This is a genomic window from Exiguobacterium algae (assembly GCF_018617875.1).
Lineage (GTDB): Bacteria > Bacillota > Bacilli > Exiguobacteriales > Exiguobacteriaceae > Exiguobacterium > Exiguobacterium algae.
The window spans coordinates 62,277-77,292 of the sequence record NZ_JACSKZ010000003.1 but is presented as its reverse complement, the minus strand read 5'-3'; the positions used below and the strand labels follow the sequence as shown (position 1 = coordinate 77,292).

Sequence of the window (15,016 nt, the reverse complement as noted above, 5' to 3'; positions counted from 1 at the left end):
GCATCCCCCTTTGGAAAACAGACCAACTCGAGCGAGTTGGTCTGAAGATTTATGCACCGATGACGTCTTGAATATCCGATTTCAATACGTCAGCTTTTGGTCCGTAAATGGCTTGAACGCCACGGTCTTTCAAAATAAGACCCATTGCACCGTTCTTTTTCCATTCCTGTTCATCCGAAACGAGGGAAATATCTTTTACTGTGACACGGAGGCGAGTCATACATGCATCCACATCTTCGATATTCTCTTCCCCGCCGAGCAACGCGATAATACCCATCACTTGATCATTGCCCACAACAGATGTCTTTTCTGAAGCTTCTTCCATGTAATTGCCGTTTCGTCCTGGTGTCGGCAGGTTCATTTTTTTAATGAAGAAATGGAAGACACCGAAGTTGATGAAGAAGAACGCGACAGATACGAGTAAGAAGTTGATCAAATCTTGAAGCAACCCGGCTTTGATGATCATTGGGACACGAGTCAACAGTTCGATGGCGCCAAACGCGTGAATACGAAGGTTGATGAGGTCCGCAAGCGCGAATGCTACCCCGGTCAGGATGGCATAGACGACATAGAGGACAGGTGCAACGAACATGAACATGAACTCGATTGGTTCTGTAACGCCCGTCAAGAAGACGGCAAGTCCCGCCGACAAGAACATCGGCTTGTATTGTGCTTTTTTCTCTTCATCGACATTACGGTACATCGCGTAAGCAGCACCGAGTAAAGCAGCAAAGGAAAGGATGACTTGTCCGACTTTGAAGCGGGCAGGCACCACGTCAGCCAAAAGCGCGTTGTAGGCGGCTGTATCACCGGCCGCACGTAGGTTGACCAGATCCGTTACCCAAGCTAACCAGAGCGGGTCTTGTCCCGCAACGACTGAACCGGCAGTGGCACCAGTCAAAATGGTATAAGTTCCACCGAGCTCTGTGTAGTTCATCGGGACAGTCAGCATGTGGTGTAAACCGAATGGTAAGAGTAGACGCTCAAGTGCACCATAGACGAATGGAGCAAGAACAGGAGCCGTGTTGCGTGAAGTTGCAATCCATTCCCCGAAGCTGTTGAGTGCGCCTTGAATCGTTGGCCAAACAATCGACAACACGATTGCAGCCACGACCGAACCGAGGATGACCACGAACGGTACGAAGCGTTTCCCGTTGAAGAACGAGAGTGCGTTCGGCAACTTGTTAAAGTTATAGTAACGGTTATATAAAGCGCCACCAAGGAAACCGGCGATGATTCCCACAAAGACACCCATGTTGAGAGCAGGTGCCCCTAAAACCGATGTGAAGTAATCAGAAACGACGAGGTTTGCACCGAAGAGAGATTCAATCGTTGCTTCAGGATCTTGTAACATCGCGCCATTCACACCGAAAATGGCACCTGTGACACGGTTGATCAAAATGAACGCGAGAAGTGCCGCGAATGCACCGCCTGCGCGATCTTTAGCCCACGAGCCCCCGATGGCGACCGCGAACAAGATATGTAAGTTGACGATAATGCCCCAACCTAAATCCTCGACGATACGAGCTGTTGTTAAAAAGATACCGATGTCTCCAGCAGACATTCCGATTAGTTTTCCAATCGAAATCATGAGACCGGCAGCCGGCATGACCGCGATGACGACCATCAAGGCCTTACCGAGTTTTTGCCAGAAATCAAATGAAATCAGTTTTTTCATGCTATACGCTTCCTTCCTACCAAGGGAGTTTTCTCTGTTTATTATTTTGCTAATAGTGCAATCGCTTGCATGAATGATTGTAATCGATTGCATGGATTTGTGCAACCGTTTTCCTTGATTTCGTTATTTTTCTTGATTGTTTAGACGAGGCTCCGTCCCGAACTTGTCAGTCGAATCGAATCTCGCTACAATATGTAAGGTTGAAGGGAGCGAAAGCGAATGGGTTGGAGACAGACCACATCTGCACTGACGAAAGAAGAACAAATTGAATTAGTAGAAGAGTTGTTACAAACGGGCGTATTAAAGCCTGAAGATCGACCGTTATATGAATTGCTGATGCCGGATCGCGTGAAGCGAATGTATGAGGTGCTAAACCTCCGGACGAACCATATTACGATTTTGACTGAAGGGGTCGATGATCCTCATAATCAATCGGCGGTACTGCGCTCGGCTGATGCATTCGGTGTTCAAACGTTGCATGTGGTTGAAGGACGTGCTCCATTTAAACCCAATTCGATTATTGCCAAAAGCGCAGACCGCTGGGTCGATGTCGTGGAACACGCTTCGATTGAAGAAGCGATTGATCGCCTGAAAGCCGATGGTTATCAAGTGTATGCGACTGCGCTCAGCGAAGAGGCGATCCCGCTCGAAGACGTCGATGTCTCGAAGCCGACCGTCCTTCTTTTCGGAAATGAGCATAGCGGTGTCTCGGACACAGCACTGGCTAAAGCGGACGGAAATTTCGTCATTCCGATGCAAGGATATGTACAAAGCTTGAACATCTCGGTCGCAGCAGCCATCTCGTTATATGATGTGACGACACGGGCGCGACATATCGTGTCGGAAGGGTATCGTCTCCCGGTTGACGATCAAGCTCGAATTTTTAAAGACTGGATGATAAAAAGCCTTCCGAAGCGCTCACTCGGGATGTATAAACAAAAAGGGATCGATGCGTTTAAACGGGAAACAGGAGAATTGAAGTAAGTGGCGAATTGAACAGACGTACGGAATCTTTGTTCACGGACTGAAAGGGGATGGAACGATGAGTACGACGAGTTCATTTATCGTGAAAGATGTGACGACCCAATTTAAAGAGTTTGAGGAAGATTTCTTTAACCTGTATCGGACATTGTATGGGGACATCGATCAGCTTCGCTTCAAGGAACGACTGTACCGCCACGCCAACCCGTTAGTATTGTTGGCATTTTCTGAGGACCGACTGGTAGGCTTTAAAATTGGATACGAGGCAGAACCGTATCGATTTTATAGCTGGGCCGGCGGGGTCCATCCGGATTTCCAAAAGTTCGGAATTGGTCGCAAGCTGATGGACACGCAACTCGAATGGGTGCAAAGCCAAGGGTTCCATTCGATTCGGACGAAAGCACGCAATACGAATAAGGGTGTCATCATTTTAAACTTACTGTGCGGGTACGACATTATGGGTGCGTACACTGAAGACGGTGAACCACGTATTATGATGGAGAAACAATTGAACGCTTAACCCGGGAGCCGTAATCATTCAGATTGCGGCTTTTTTTGGTTGAAACTTTTTGAGTGGGCACACGTACAGTAGTTAAAGGGGGAATAAATGATGAACGTATTTGGATTCGGCGGAGACCTGTTCTTTGACGGTGTCTTCACAGTATTTCCGATTTTTTTCATGACGATCTTCGGAATCATCGTGTTTGCCATCGTGAAAGGGATCATAAATCATTCGAAAACATCGAATACATTGAAAGACTTGCAACAGTTTGCCTCACAACTCGCGGATGCCCCGGATGACGACACGGCTGAACGGTTAGGAGAATATTTACGTGGAGTCGATTCCTTTTCAATCGAGCGCACGCGCATGGAACCGTTCCGAGTGGCCCTCGGCTGCTATCGCCTCGTGATGGAATCCGAATCGGTTCGGGATGAGACGAAAGAGCGTGTCGATCGCCAATATAAACGTCTCGGGATCCTCGAAGGAGAAAAGTATGCGGATGAGCCGGCACCACGCCGGAATTCGACGCATGCCCATCATGACATTCACCATAATCACCATCACCACACATAAAACGCGAAGGGAATTCCCTTCGCGTTTTTATACTTACATATAGCGCGACGCATCAAAGTCGATTTCTGTCTGACAATAGACGGACTGGATGGCACGGTCGATTTGATTGGCCCGTTTTTCGATGTCTTGTGCTTTTAATCGGTAAAGCTCAGGGTCATATAGCGCATGTTTGACAATTTCTGCTCCGCGAATGAACTCCCGCTTTGGACGTAGCGACAACTTTTTATACAGGCGTGCTTGTACGCGTAATTGAACAGATAATTCGATGGCTTCAACAAGAGGGAGCGGACCGTCATGTGTATCGACGATGGCACGCAAGTTGGCTTCTTGAATCAAACGGTCAATCTGTCGTAAATCAAGGCGTACTCGCTCGAGCTCCATTTCGATGTCTTGTAGTGAACGGGATTGAATAGTAGGAAGGGACTCACCGGATTCAAGCAGGATGAATGCGACGTGTTCAACTTCTTCGGTTAATGTATCAATCTGCTCATGGAGCAGCTGTTTTAATGTGTTGGCATCTGCAAGGTTCATATGGACTTCCTCCTTCTGCTTTTCATAACCGTATCACATCTATTCCGTCTTAAAAAGTTGAACGTTACTTTCATGTGAGTTCGGAATAGAATGGAGGTAAGAGAAAGGAGGCAAGTCGATGAAAAAATGGAAGACACAATGGATGATTGCGCTCGTTGTACTCGTTTTCGGGACGGCGACACTCCTCTATCAGTGGATTGATTTACGACCAAGTGAGATTCGGGATTACATCATCCAGTTTGGATGGCTTGCCCCGCTTGTCTATATCCTGTTGTTCACGGTTCGTCCGTTAATTTTATTTCCGACATCCGTATTATCCGTCGCCGGCGGGTTGGCATTCGGAACCTTGCCCGGTGTTGTGTATACAGTGATTGGTGCCACGTTAAGCGCGCTCGTAGCTTATTATCTCGCCATTCGTTTTGGAGATCGGTTCCTTCGTCATTTTGAGTCGAGTGATTATGAGAAAATCCAGCATAAAATCGAAGAAGATGGATTTTTTTACGTCCTGATTTTACGATTGATTCCGCTCGTCAACTTTGACTTGGTCAGCTACGCTTCAGGACTTGCGAAAGTAAGTCTTCCTGCATACCTGCTTGCGACTGTAGTCGGGATGATACCGGGTGCTTTTGCCAACAACTTCCTCGGGAGCAGTATTGCGAGCGGCGATTGGGGAATGATTGCGATTGCATTCGGGGTGTTTATTATACTGACGCTTGTAGCGACTGTGTTTCGTGAACCAATTAAGCGACAAGTTCATCGTTTTCAAAAAAAGTAGGCCTCCTTTTAGGAAGCCTACTTTTTCATTATCGGTTGTCGACTGTTTCCGGGTAGAGGTCGTGGTTGAACAAACGGTGTTCCGCCATCTTCTCATATTTTGTACCGGGTTTCCCGTAGTTATAGTATGGGTCAATCGAGATCCCGCCGCGTGGCGTGAATTTGCCCCACACTTCAAGGTACCGGGGTTCCATCAATTTGACGAGGTCTTTTCCGATAACGTTAATACAGTTTTCGTGGAAGTCCCCGTGGTTACGGAAGCTGAACAAATACAGTTTAAGTGATTTCGATTCGACGAGTTTCTCATCCGGGATGTACGAGATATAGATCGTCGCGAAGTCCGGTTGGTTCGTGATCGGGCAAAGAGACGTAAACTCCGGTGCGTTGAATTTCACGAAGTAGTCGTTCTCCGGGTGACGGTTCGGGAACGCCTCAAGAACATCCGGTGTGTATTCAAAAATGTAAGGGACACTTTTTTGTCCAAGTAACGAAAGGTCTTGTAAGTCTTCTGGTCTCATGGTGATTCTCTCCTTACACGCCACGTTCGTTGGCGTACAGTAATGTGTGTAGTTGGGGAAGGACACGAACGCTCTGCCATGACGGGTCGCGTGCGACATCTTCCCACAATTGTTTCAAACGTCGGAGCTGCGCATCGGTGATATCACCGTCAGCTCCCGGTTCTGGATTTCCGGCTGACAAATACATGACGTCGGGTTTATAGCGCTCTTGCACTTCTTTGGCGTAGGCCAAATCGACCTCGTCAAACACGGCAACTTTGAACGTCGTCTGCTCCGGGCGTAATTTTTCCACAATCGCGTCAAGCTTTTCCCAATCGGTCTTCATTCCGGATGAAGGGGGTTTAGGACTGAGCGTGACGTCATCGATTGACTGGAGCCAGTCCTGATAACGGCTTCCTTGTGTTTCGACTGCGAGTTTGACACCACGTGCTTTCAGCTTCGTAACGAGGTCCTGCATCGCGGCGATGAGGAGCGGGTTGCCACCGGAAATGGTGACGTAGTCATATGCACCTAACGCATCCAGACGCGTGATGACCTCGTCAGCCGTCAACATGTCCGGCTTCTCAGAGCCGTCCCAAGTGAAAGCTGAGTCACACCATGAACAGCGATAATCGCAACCGGCGGTCCGGACGAACATCGTCTTTTGTCCAATGGCGCGTCCTTCCCCTTGGAACGTGGGACCGAACACTTCTAACACTGGGATTTTCACGATTCCACCAACCATTCACGACGGAATTCGGCGTAAGAAGTCGGTGTCTCATAGAGACGAACGAATTCCACGCGGACACCGCGCTCATCAGGAAGGTGTTTGGCGAGTTGTTCAAAAATCCAGTAACACATGTTTTCAGCAGTTGTATTCATATACGGGAGTGATTCGTTCAAGTATCGATGATCGAGATAAGGCTCCAACTCTTCTTTGAAGATGGCTTTTAAATCACCGAAATCAAGCGTCATCCCGCGATTGTCGAGAAATCCGCTCACACCCATCTGTAATTTATACGTATGTCCATGTAATGCACGACATTTGCCGTCGTAATCGAACAAGTGATGCGCGGCATCGAACGTCACTTCTTTGACGATTTGGACACGATGTGGGCAGTAAATGAGCGACCCTTCTTGTTTCGTTTCAACACTGGTCGGAGCGAGGAATGGTGTATGTTTCATACGCGCACCTCCTCATAAGCTGTCAAACCGTTTTGACGTAGCTTGCATGCCGGGCATTCGCCACAGCCTGAACCGATGACGCCGTTATAGCATGTGAGTGTACGCTCTTTGACATAGTCGAATGCACCGAGCTCGTCGGCGAGCGCCCATGTCTCTTTTTTATCAAGCCACATGAGAGGCGTATCAATAACGAATGGGTAGTCCATCGCCAGATTGAGTGTCACATTCAAGGATTTGATGAATTGGTCTCGGCAGTCCGGGTAACCTGAAAAATCCGTTTCACATACACCAGTGACGATGTGATGCATACCGAGTTGTTTGGCCATCACGGCCGCAAAGGATAAGAATAGATGGTTGCGTCCATCGACGAACGTGTTCGGGAGTTCCGAGCTTTTGCTGTCGATATCAAGATCATGTCTTGTAAGCGCATTTGACGTGAGTTGTCCAAGTAGGGACAGGTCGAGGATGTGGTGCGGGACATCAAGTTCAGCCGCAATCTCTTTTGCGACCTCGATTTCCGCATCATGGCGTTGCCCGTAAGCGAACGTCACGGCTTCCACATGAGAGAATTGTTGTTTTGCCCAAAACAGGCAAGTCGTTGAGTCTTGACCGCCACTGAAGACGACCAATGCTTTTTCGTGTTGCATCATGCACACTTCCTTTTTCGATAGTTTTGATGTCGGAGGAGGTTACGAACTCCGGAGGTCACCCTCAAGCATATAATTTATCATAAAAATCGGTTTGACAGGGAGGTTTGGAGCGAGTATAGTAAAAAACATCCCTGACATGCTTTTATGCATAAAAGCGTTTAAGCGGTTAGGCAAAATAATAATTAACAACATGAAAGGAGGGGACGTCGATGCAGATGAAAGGAAAAGAGGCTGTATTCGTCGTGTTGATGAGCGGGATTACGCTGCTCGCACTGATGTTTTTAGCCAAAGCGACGCCACACATGGCGATCTTTGGCACACTAATAATGGTAGGTGTGTACGCGTATTATCGGACGCGTGATTTCAAACGAATCGAGACGGCGATGATCAACGGGATTCGCGAAGCCATCATGCCGGTACTTATTTTGTTGATGATCGGGATGCTCATCGGGGTATGGCAAATGTCCGGGACGGTCGCGACGATTCTCTCCATCGGTTTAAATACGATTTCGGCAGAATGGTTCTTACCGAGTGTGCTATTGATCACCATGATTGTTTCGACATTCACGGGTAGTGCCTTTACGACGGTCGGGACGGTCGGTGTCGCCTTGTTTGGAATTGGTACGGCTCTAGGCATCTCGCCAGCTCTTGCTGCAGGCGCCATCGTGTCGGGTGCTCTCTTTGGAGACAAGATGAGCCCGCTATCGGATACGACGAACTTTGCACCGGCCGTCGCTGGCGTCAAACTGTTCGACCACATCCGTTTTATGATGGGGACGACAATCCCGGCATTTGTGATCACGGTGATTCTATTCATGCTTCTTGGTCGGAGCGGTCAAACTGCTGACACGACACAAATTGCGGAAGCGCAAGCTGCACTAGCTGGCCGTTTTAATCTGTCATGGCTGACACTTCTTGCCCCGGCACTTGTTGCGATTTTAGCCTTTCGACGGATTCCGGTCTTGCCGACAATGCTCGTCGGGATGTTTGCCGGCGTGTTGACGACTGGATTCGTTCAAGGGAATTGGAGCATCTCGAACTGGCTCGGTGTCATGCAGTCTGGCTTCAAGTCGGGTGTCGAGAATGAAACGATTGCGACAGTACTTGACCGCGGTGGTCTCGAGTCGATGCTTTGGTCAGTCAGTCTCGTCTTGATCGCCCTCGCTTTCGGTGGTCTGCTCCGTGAACTCGGTGTCTTCCAAGCAATCGTGGAGTCTCTTCTCAAACGCTTGCAGTCTCCCGGGAGTTCGGTATTATCCGTTGTCTTAAGCTCCATCGGAGTCAACTTACTCGCAGGAGAACAGTATCTTTCGATTTTGCTTCCAGGTCAGGCCTTCAAACAAGGATTTGTCGACCGGGGCATTGATCCGCGTTACTTGTCACGTGCGCTTGAAGATGGCGGGACAGTCATTAATCCGCTCATTCCTTGGGGTGTATCCGGTGCGTTCTTCGCGGCGACGCTCGGAGTACCGGTTCTTGAATATGCACCATTTGCATTCTTCTTATGGCTCAGTCCAATCTTCTCTGTGTTACTCGGTTATGTGAAACTGGGGAAGCAACGTGAGATGTTGAAACTGGCTTCTTAATCCATCAGATGTCCTGAGACGATTCAGGGCATCTTTTTTGTGTCGTCGAAAACGCTTTGAGAAAATAGAACAAAGGAGGTGTGAGGATGAAGCGGCTTGATCAGATGTTTTACGAACAACCGACACTTGATTTGGCGAAGGCATTGCTTGGTCAATATCTCGTTCATCAACACCCGAATGGAGAAATCATTGGGAAGATTGTCGAAACGGAGGCTTACCTGGGAGCAATCGACCGTGCTGCCCATAGTTTTGGAGGAAGGCGGACGAAGCGAACAGAAGTCATGTTTGGAAAGCCTGGACACGTCTATATGTATAAGATGCATACCCATACACTCCTGAACGTTGTCAGTGGACCGGTCGGATCACCGGAAGCCATCCTCATTCGAGCGATCGAACCAGTTCAGGGACATGAATTGATTGAGGCAAATCGTCCTGGAGTGAGGCAGTACGATCAGACGAACGGTCCTGGAAAGTTGACGAAAGCACTTGGGATCACGATGGATTTGTATGGTCATTCGTTTCAACAGGATCCTTTGTACATTACCGAGGGGTCAGGCGTGACAGCAATCGAAGAAGGGCCGCGTGTCGGGATCCCGAATACGGGAGAGGCACGGGATTATCCATATCGTTTCTTCGAACGCGACAATCCGTATGTTTCGAAGTTCCGTTGAATGTATAAATGATGTTTAAGTGATTCATGCCAGTGGAACTATCCCTATGTGCATAAAACAAACAAAGGGAGTGTTTCGAATATGGCAAAAGTAGCAACGCTCATTACGGATATGTTTGAAGATGTAGAATTCACGGGTCCCCGTGACGCATTGGTGGATGCGGGACATGACGTCGTGACGATTGAGAAGAAAGCGGGCAATACGGTAGAAGGGAAGCAAGGAAAGGCGAAAGTGAACATCGATCAATCGATTGACGATGTATCACCAGAAGATTTTGATGCCCTTCTCTTACCAGGCGGATTCTCTCCTGACTTGTTGCGTGAAGACGAACGTTTCGTCTCGTTCGCAAAAGCGTTCATGGATGCGAAGAAACCCGTGTTTGCCATCTGTCATGGACCACAGCTGTTGATTACGGCGAAGACACTAGAAGGTCGTGACGCGACCGGATACAAATCAATTAAAGTCGATATGGAGTATGCCGGTGCGAAATATGCGGACAAAGAAGTCGTCGTGTGTCAGAACCAGCTCGTGACGAGCCGTCAACCGGATGATATTCCGGCATTCAATCGCGAGATTCTCAACCTATTGAAATAACACGCCACCACGAGATGTATCTCGTGGTTTTTTTCTGTTTTCGGGAATAGGAAGGTAAGGAGGAGATTCAGATGAGAAAACGAGCACGTTCACCAAGTTAAGTTCGTCGAAATATTGTTTGGATAGGGTGGATTCGTTGGTTTGAAGGCTTGATTCCCGCTTACGTGATTGAACGATTGTTTTGGGAATCACGGGGAATCTTAATTCAAGAAGTCGTCTATTTAGAGATGGTGTATGCTGGGATCATCGTTTTGTTGGAAGTGCCGACCGGCGTATGGGCAGACCAAACGACGCGACGTCGACTCGTTCAAATCGGTGTCGGGTTAGAGTGGCTGTCGTTTTTCATCCTCTTGTATTCGTTCACGTTCACCGGCTTCTTTGTCGCCATCAGTTGTTCAGCCGTCGGATCGGTCATTCGAAGCGGGGCAGAGAATGCGTTACTGTATGAGTCGTTACAGGAAGGTCACGAATGGAAGTTCGAACGAATCCTCGGAAGGTTGAACGCGATTGGCATCGTAGCCGCGGTCACGGCGGCACTGAGTGGCAGTCTGCTGGCGCAGCATTTTCCCATGGAGTGGAACTATAAGCTCTCAATCGTCAGTTTGATGATGGCGACCGTTTGTAGCCTCTTTCTCGTCGAGCCGACTCAGCGAGAGGTGGAGGAGCGTTTGACGTGGGGGCACTTGTTGAAAGGCTTCCGATTCATCTGGTCGAAAAAACAACTTCGCCATGTCACCATCGGCTTCTTGGCAGCAGTGTCTGCTTTTAATTTCCTCGATGAGTTTTGGCAACTATACGCACGCGATGTGTCGATTCCCGTCTATTGGTTTGGTGTCATTTCAAGCGGATTGCTCTTGATTCAGTTACCAGGACAATTGTTCGCAGGAGTCATCGTGCGATTTGCGCCTTCAGAACGTTGGTTGAAACGATTCGGTTGGACGATTGGTGGAGGATTTCTCTTCCTCGGAATGTTTCCGAGCCCAATCGGGATTGTTGTGATGGGACTGTTGGCTCTTCTGTACGGCGCAATGGAGCCGATTTATTTCGGCATCCTGCATCATCAGGTTCCATCGTCCATTCGGGCGACGACCGAGTCATCCGTGTCGATGTTATGGCACCTGGGCATTCTCTTGTTCGGTGTAGTCTTCATCGTCGGAACAGTGTGGTCTCTATTTCTTGCGTTGATTCTCATCGGGTTCGTTGTATGGATTGTGCACGCCATTTCCCGATAAGCGCTACAGGCATGGGTCATAAGCCATGCCTGTTTTTACATCTTAAGACTGAAGAAATGAAAGAGTGGATGGGTGTATGATGAAGACAATCAAACCGAGTACATAAAAAGACAGCACGAGTCGAAGCTGTGCTGTCTGAAAACCGAGTGTATGTCATGCTCGTAAATCAAATTGAGGTGAAAGCATGGGACAAATCGTGGTTGTGATGGGAACATTAATCGGCTTAGGTACGGTAGGAACACTTCTTTATATGACGCGACTTGCATACGAGTCATGAGAACGGATAATGATAGAAGCGCTCACGTTGGAGTAACTCCATGACGTGGGCGTTTTCTGCGTGATCAATTGCACGAAGAAGCCCCTCAGTCTGAGAACGATGAGCGAATAAGGCGGCTTTCTTTTGTTCGCTCTCAGCCGTCACATCATGGATTACATGTGGTTGTCCGAGTTCTTCCTCAGTGCGTCGGTCGAAGGCGACGCCTAAAAATTCAGGTCGCTTTGAGTCCTCTATTTCTTGAAGTGCCCGTACGACAGCGCGGGCTGTTGCTTCATGGTCTGGATGGACCGCATAGCCGGGATAAAAAGAAATGACCGTGGCCGGGTTCACTTCGTCGATGAGTGAACGGAAACGTGCGGATAATTCTTCTTCATCTTCGAATTCAACGGTTTTGTCACGAAGCCCCCACATCCGTAAATCTTGAATCCCCATGACCTCGCAAGCATCCTCTAACTCATGTTTTCGAATTTTCGGGAGCTCTTCACGTGTCGTAAAAATCGGGGATCCCATGTTTCGTCCCATTTCACCGAGCGTCAGGCACACGTATGTGACAGGCCATCCTTCTTTTCGGTGCTGGATAATGGTCCCGGCTGAGCTGAATGCTTCATCATCCGGGTGTGGGAAAATGACGAGTAAAGGACCCTTCATTGGCTTTCCACCTCCGAAGCTCCTTGCGGGAGCGGTTTGATATCCATATGCAAGGCACATGCGAGACGGCCTAGGCGGTCATGTCCGGCAAGTAATAACTGTTCGCCGTGTTGTTCGAAGTCGGTTAACCCTTCGACGTAGAGCCAGCCATGGTCGAGTTTTAAGCCGACGCGATAGGGCCCTTCCCCTTTTATTTGCCCGATACTGTATTCGATGTTGGCATTTCGGATGAACATCCCGGCATTGTGGAAATCCGGGTCGTTATGCGTCGCGTAAGCCCCGTTCGTCGTCTCAACGTGGACATAGAGTGGCGTTGCGACGTGTTCGTCCAGATAGTGCTGGATCTTGTCAGGTTGAATCGATTTCACGCCTTTCCCTCCAATGGAAAGGATGACCCGAAACGTGTGGTCCCGGGTCATCTTTTTTAAGATTGTGTCGCTAATTTTTTACGGTAACCGGTATGGTTGGTCGGTCCGACGTATTGGTTGAGACGGAACGAGTGACGTACCGCTTCTGTGATGAACTGCTTCCCGATTTCAATCGCTTCCTCTACAGAATGCCCATTGGCGAGCGATGCCGCGATGGCAGAAGAGAACGTGCAGCCACCGCCGTGAGTGAAGGCTGGTTCGATTTTTTCACTTTCAAGCAGACGATACTCGTTACCATCGTATAAAACGTCGAACGCTGTATCGAATCCAAGTTTTCCTCCGACTTTCACGATAACGATATCCGCTCCAAGCTCATGGATCAAGCGGGCAGCTTCTTTGATTTCATCCATCGTCGACGGTGTCTTGTCGAGTCCTGCGAGCATACGCGCCTCGAATAAGTTTGGTGTGATGATTTTTGCGACAGGTACGAGATGTTTGCGCATGGCGACCGCCACATCCGGGTTCAGGATTTCGTCTGCACCTTTACAAGCCATGACAGGGTCGACAACAGCATTTTCGATGCCGTATTCTTTAATTTTACGTGCAGCGAGTTCGATAATCTCTGGTGTCGGCAACATTCCGGTTTTCACGGCGTCGACTCCGATTCCGGCAAGTACCGTATCGATTTGTTTTTCAATCAACGTTGTGTCGATCGGAAAGACTTCATGGTTCCATGCGTTATGTGGGTCTTGTGCTACAATGACAGTTAAGGCCGTCATGCCGTAAACACCGAGTTCTTCCATCGTTTTTAAGTCGGCCTGAATTCCTGCACCACCACTTGTATCAGATCCGGCAATGGTTAACGCTTTTTTCATTGTCATAATCGTTCAATCCCCTTTATCTGTTTGGATAGTTTCACTATAACGACTTTTTTGGTTTACGACAAATCCAAGGATTTCTTATCGGATATTCATGTATTTTAAAAAAAGATGAAGGAATTCAATCATATTTGGGGAATAATAATGAATAGGGTGTAGACCACTTTATCAATTGTCTAGGAGGAAAAACGCATGTTAGTACATAGCTTATGTATCCCGAAGAAAGACGTTGTTACAATCCGCGAAACAGCAACATTACGGGAAGCGTTGAATACACTTGAAGAAACGGGTTATCGCTGTGTACCTGTTTTAGATGAAACCGGAACATTTTTCCGGGGTAACATTTATAAGATGCATATTTACCGCCATGGTATGAACGGGGAGAGCATGGATGAGCCTGTGATGACTTTAATCAAAAACACACAGAAGTACGTTCATGAGTCAGACGGCTTTTTCAAAGTGTTTTTCTCGATTAAAGAACTTCCTTACATTGCTGTATTAAAAGACGACAGCAACGAATTTTATGGCATTTTGCCGCACGGAAAAATGCTCGGCATGTTAGAAGAGGCATGGAGTCGTGACACAGGCAGTTACGTCGTGACGATTGCATTGAGCGAACAAGGCGGGGCGCTCGAAAAAATCACAAAAATCGTCAACAAATACACATCGATTGCGAGCTTGATGACGCTTGATGCGAAAAGTAAGGTATTGCGTCGTGTCCTTCTCACGTTACCTCCAGAGTGTGACGAGTCGATGAAGGATAAGATTGTTGCGAAGCTTGAACAAAAAGGGTTCCGCATCGTCGAAGTGGAAGACTTGAATAACTGACGAAAACCTTCCACGCACGCGTGGAAGGTTTTTTAGTCGAGTCGTTTCTCCATTCGGATATCTGCCCACAGTTTTCCGCGCCAATAAGTAAAATCTTCGACCCGGCCGATTTCGTGGTACCCCATTTTCTGATAAAGACGATAAGCAGCTTCATTGAACTCGAAAACACCAAGTTCGATTCGTGGCGTACCTTTACGGCGTAAGTGTGCCTCCAACAAACGGAGTGCCTCGGTACCGACGCCTTTCCCACGTCCAATCGCTTCCCCGATCACGAGACCGAGCCAAGCGCTTCCGGGTTCTTTATGATACAGATGTGAGGGATTGTACATCGTATTCACTTCGCCAACGAGTTGGTCATCTGCATAAATGAGAAAGATGTCGTGTGTATCGAGTCGCTTTTCTAAGTCTTCTGTACTCAATTCATGAATCGCTTTCAATTCTTCCTCCGAGCGACTCGGACGGATGAGGTGAACGATCTTCGGGTCGTTGTTCCAGCGATTGAACGTTTGAGTGATGGCATCAGATGCATGGTGTAAAGGGACGAGCGAAATATGAATAAGTCA

At 48.3% G+C, this 15,016-nt stretch carries 19 protein-coding genes; 9 read left to right on the top strand and 10 right to left on the bottom strand.

Annotated features, from left to right (window positions below; all coding sequences use genetic code 11):
* Nucleotides 1-49 precede the first annotated feature (49 nt).
* Entirely contained in the window at nt 50-1,678 is a 1,629-nt protein-coding gene (locus tag KNP03_RS09160) for a PTS transporter subunit IIBC (protein WP_214828553.1), read from the bottom strand.
* Between the two features lie 219 nt (nt 1,679-1,897).
* On the opposite strand from KNP03_RS09160, the gene KNP03_RS09155 reads away from it, so the two are divergent.
* The 3 genes from KNP03_RS09155 (at nt 1,898) to KNP03_RS09145 (ending at nt 3,734) form a co-directional block, all read left to right on the top strand.
* Complete coding sequence (locus KNP03_RS09155; protein WP_214828550.1) at nt 1,898-2,662, top strand: TrmH family RNA methyltransferase; 765 nt, start codon at nt 1,898-1,900, stop codon at nt 2,660-2,662.
* A 58-nt stretch (nt 2,663-2,720) separates the two neighbouring features.
* On the top strand, nt 2,721-3,179 hold the full coding sequence (locus KNP03_RS09150; protein WP_214828546.1) for a GNAT family N-acetyltransferase: 459 nt from the start codon (nt 2,721-2,723) through the stop codon (nt 3,177-3,179).
* Between the two features lie 90 nt (nt 3,180-3,269).
* Nucleotides 3,270-3,734 carry a hypothetical protein gene (locus tag KNP03_RS09145; protein WP_214828543.1) on the top strand — a complete coding sequence of 155 codons (465 nt, stop codon included), beginning with the start codon at nt 3,270-3,272 and terminating at the stop codon, nt 3,732-3,734.
* Nucleotides 3,735-3,767: 33 nt separating this feature from the next.
* Here the strand turns inward: KNP03_RS09145 and KNP03_RS09140 are convergent, their stop codons facing one another.
* Entirely contained in the window at nt 3,768-4,265 is a 498-nt protein-coding gene (locus tag KNP03_RS09140) for a hypothetical protein (protein ID WP_214828540.1), read from the bottom strand.
* A 118-nt stretch (nt 4,266-4,383) separates the two neighbouring features.
* Here KNP03_RS09140 and KNP03_RS09135 point away from each other — a divergent pair, with 118 nt between their 5' ends.
* Entirely contained in the window at nt 4,384-5,040 is a 657-nt protein-coding gene (locus tag KNP03_RS09135; protein ID WP_214828537.1) for a TVP38/TMEM64 family protein, read from the top strand.
* 28 nt (nt 5,041-5,068) lie between these two features.
* Here the strand turns inward: KNP03_RS09135 and queF are convergent, their stop codons facing one another.
* From queF to queC, 4 genes are read right to left on the bottom strand one after another with little or no spacing between them, the layout of a single operon-like run.
* Entirely contained in the window at nt 5,069-5,557 is a 489-nt protein-coding gene (gene queF, locus KNP03_RS09130) for a preQ(1) synthase (protein WP_015880473.1), read from the bottom strand.
* A gap of 13 nt (nt 5,558-5,570) precedes the next feature.
* Nucleotides 5,571-6,281, bottom strand: coding sequence for a 7-carboxy-7-deazaguanine synthase QueE (queE, locus tag KNP03_RS09125; RefSeq protein ID WP_214828534.1), 711 nt, complete (start codon nt 6,279-6,281; stop codon nt 5,571-5,573).
* On the bottom strand, nt 6,263-6,721 hold the full coding sequence (gene queD, locus KNP03_RS09120) for a 6-carboxytetrahydropterin synthase QueD (protein ID WP_214828530.1): 459 nt from the start codon (nt 6,719-6,721) through the stop codon (nt 6,263-6,265). The genes queE and queD overlap by 19 nt, the downstream gene beginning before the upstream one ends.
* Nucleotides 6,718-7,371 (bottom strand): 7-cyano-7-deazaguanine synthase QueC, encoded by a 654-nt coding sequence (gene queC, locus KNP03_RS09115; RefSeq protein ID WP_214828527.1) that lies wholly within the window; start codon nt 7,369-7,371, stop codon nt 6,718-6,720. The genes queD and queC overlap by 4 nt, the downstream gene beginning before the upstream one ends.
* Nucleotides 7,372-7,580: 209 nt before the next feature.
* On the opposite strand from queC, the gene nhaC reads away from it, so the two are divergent.
* The 4 genes from nhaC (at nt 7,581) to KNP03_RS09095 (ending at nt 11,454) form a co-directional block, all read left to right on the top strand.
* A complete protein-coding gene (gene nhaC / locus KNP03_RS09110) occupies nt 7,581-8,957 on the top strand; it encodes a Na+/H+ antiporter NhaC (RefSeq protein WP_214828524.1) in 1,377 nt (458 codons plus the stop codon).
* An 86-nt stretch (nt 8,958-9,043) separates the two neighbouring features.
* A complete protein-coding gene (locus tag KNP03_RS09105; RefSeq protein WP_214828521.1) occupies nt 9,044-9,628 on the top strand; it encodes a DNA-3-methyladenine glycosylase in 585 nt (194 codons plus the stop codon).
* A gap of 81 nt (nt 9,629-9,709) precedes the next feature.
* Complete coding sequence (locus KNP03_RS09100) at nt 9,710-10,222, top strand: type 1 glutamine amidotransferase domain-containing protein (RefSeq protein WP_214828518.1); 513 nt, start codon at nt 9,710-9,712, stop codon at nt 10,220-10,222.
* A 149-nt stretch (nt 10,223-10,371) separates the two neighbouring features.
* Entirely contained in the window at nt 10,372-11,454 is a 1,083-nt protein-coding gene (locus KNP03_RS09095) for an MFS transporter (protein WP_240544551.1), read from the top strand.
* 271 nt (nt 11,455-11,725) lie between these two features.
* Here KNP03_RS09095 and bshB2 read toward each other — a convergent pair whose 3' ends face one another.
* The 3 genes from bshB2 to pdxK are packed head-to-tail and all read right to left on the bottom strand — an operon-like array spanning nt 11,726 to nt 13,628.
* On the bottom strand, nt 11,726-12,379 hold the full coding sequence (gene bshB2, locus KNP03_RS09090; RefSeq protein ID WP_214828516.1) for a bacillithiol biosynthesis deacetylase BshB2: 654 nt from the start codon (nt 12,377-12,379) through the stop codon (nt 11,726-11,728).
* Nucleotides 12,376-12,747, bottom strand: coding sequence for a YojF family protein (locus tag KNP03_RS09085; protein ID WP_214828514.1), 372 nt, complete (start codon nt 12,745-12,747; stop codon nt 12,376-12,378). Before KNP03_RS09085 ends, bshB2 begins: the two co-directional genes overlap by 4 nt.
* A gap of 56 nt (nt 12,748-12,803) precedes the next feature.
* A complete protein-coding gene (pdxK, locus tag KNP03_RS09080; RefSeq protein WP_214828512.1) occupies nt 12,804-13,628 on the bottom strand; it encodes a pyridoxine/pyridoxal/pyridoxamine kinase in 825 nt (274 codons plus the stop codon).
* 189 nt (nt 13,629-13,817) lie between these two features.
* Between pdxK and cbpA the strand changes: the two genes are divergently transcribed.
* Nucleotides 13,818-14,453 carry a cyclic di-AMP binding protein CbpA gene (gene cbpA, locus KNP03_RS09075; protein ID WP_214828510.1) on the top strand — a complete coding sequence of 212 codons (636 nt, stop codon included), beginning with the start codon at nt 13,818-13,820 and terminating at the stop codon, nt 14,451-14,453.
* Between the two features lie 32 nt (nt 14,454-14,485).
* Here cbpA and KNP03_RS09070 read toward each other — a convergent pair whose 3' ends face one another.
* Nucleotides 14,486-15,004, bottom strand: a complete 519-nt coding sequence (locus KNP03_RS09070; protein ID WP_338082727.1) for a GNAT family N-acetyltransferase — start codon at nt 15,002-15,004, stop codon at nt 14,486-14,488.
* Nucleotides 15,005-15,016 lie beyond the last annotated feature (12 nt).

Coding starts and splice junctions, on each gene's coding strand:
- KNP03_RS09160 (WP_214828553.1), bottom strand. CDS start 1,678: ATGAAAAAACTGATTTCATTTGATTTCTGGCAAAAACTCGGTAAGGCC.
- KNP03_RS09155 (WP_214828550.1), top strand. CDS start 1,898: ATGGGTTGGAGACAGACCACATCTGCACTGACGAAAGAAGAACAAATT.
- KNP03_RS09150 (WP_214828546.1), top strand. CDS start 2,721: ATGAGTACGACGAGTTCATTTATCGTGAAAGATGTGACGACCCAATTT.
- KNP03_RS09145 (WP_214828543.1), top strand. CDS start 3,270: ATGAACGTATTTGGATTCGGCGGAGACCTGTTCTTTGACGGTGTCTTC.
- KNP03_RS09140 (WP_214828540.1), bottom strand. CDS start 4,265: ATGAACCTTGCAGATGCCAACACATTAAAACAGCTGCTCCATGAGCAG.
- KNP03_RS09135 (WP_214828537.1), top strand. CDS start 4,384: ATGAAAAAATGGAAGACACAATGGATGATTGCGCTCGTTGTACTCGTT.
- queF (WP_015880473.1), bottom strand. CDS start 5,557: ATGAGACCAGAAGACTTACAAGACCTTTCGTTACTTGGACAAAAAAGT.
- queE (WP_214828534.1), bottom strand. CDS start 6,281: ATGGTTGGTGGAATCGTGAAAATCCCAGTGTTAGAAGTGTTCGGTCCC.
- queD (WP_214828530.1), bottom strand. CDS start 6,721: ATGAAACATACACCATTCCTCGCTCCGACCAGTGTTGAAACGAAACAA.
- queC (WP_214828527.1), bottom strand. CDS start 7,371: ATGATGCAACACGAAAAAGCATTGGTCGTCTTCAGTGGCGGTCAAGAC.
- nhaC (WP_214828524.1), top strand. CDS start 7,581: ATGCAGATGAAAGGAAAAGAGGCTGTATTCGTCGTGTTGATGAGCGGG.
- KNP03_RS09105 (WP_214828521.1), top strand. CDS start 9,044: ATGAAGCGGCTTGATCAGATGTTTTACGAACAACCGACACTTGATTTG.
- KNP03_RS09100 (WP_214828518.1), top strand. CDS start 9,710: ATGGCAAAAGTAGCAACGCTCATTACGGATATGTTTGAAGATGTAGAA.
- bshB2 (WP_214828516.1), bottom strand. CDS start 12,379: ATGAAGGGTCCTTTACTCGTCATTTTCCCACACCCGGATGATGAAGCA.
- pdxK (WP_214828512.1), bottom strand. CDS start 13,628: ATGACAATGAAAAAAGCGTTAACCATTGCCGGATCTGATACAAGTGGT.
- cbpA (WP_214828510.1), top strand. CDS start 13,818: ATGTTAGTACATAGCTTATGTATCCCGAAGAAAGACGTTGTTACAATC.